We start from the raw sequence: 696 nt of genomic DNA, 5'->3' as shown, positions 1-696 counted from the left end.
GGCCTGAGCAGCCCCGGTGGTTTCGGCAGGGGCCTCGGTAGTTTCGACCGGGGGCTCAGCGGCTGGGGTGCACATGGGCCCCGGTCACCGGGACTCCGGTGACCGGGGCGAGCCCGGGGACTGCCGTAGGCCTGGGTCGCGAGCGCGGGCGCGTCCCGCCCCGGTCAGACCTGGGGCTGGAGCGGTGCCGTCACGCTGGGGGCGGAGTTGTAGAAGGGGTCGGTGTCCGTGGTGTCGGTGTCGTCGCCGTGTTTTACGGCGAACGCGATGAAGACGATCATCAAGGTGATCGTGGCGATGCCGAAAATGGTCCCGATGATGCCCGTGATCAGCCCCGCCTGGGCCTGACCGCGGTTCGTGGCCTCGCCCCGGTCGGCCCGCTTCTTGCCCTTGATGCCGAGGATGATCGCGGTGACACCGAGGCCCAGGGAAACGACGCCGTAGATGCAGAACAGGCAGCAGGACAGGATGCCCAGCACCATCGCCGCGGTGCCCATGCCGTTCTGCGGGGCCATCGGCATACCGGGCCAGCCGTAGCCCTGCGGGTAGCCGGGGTAGCCGTAGCCGCCGGGCATTCCGGGGCCTCCCGGCATGCCCGGGGCGCCTGGCATTCCGGGGCCCGGGCCGTTCAGCGGGGGCGGGCCTGGTGGAGTGCCGGGCCCGTTGGGGGTGCCGTAGGAGGGAGCGCCGTAGCTG

The 696-nt window shown here is 71.6% G+C and carries 1 protein-coding gene; it reads right to left on the bottom strand.

Going from position 1 to position 696, the window contains the following annotated elements; all coding sequences use genetic code 11:
* Nucleotides 1-164: 164 nt before the first annotated feature.
* The coding region (locus tag ACNFOC_RS54890) for a DUF4190 domain-containing protein (protein WP_416966382.1) at nucleotides 165-696 on the bottom strand (532 nt) is incomplete at its 5' end.

The sequence above is a fragment of the Streptomyces colwelliae genome, from assembly GCF_048158785.1.
GTDB lineage: Bacteria > Actinomycetota > Actinomycetes > Streptomycetales > Streptomycetaceae > Streptomyces.
This window is presented reverse-complemented; position numbering and strand designations above follow the sequence as displayed.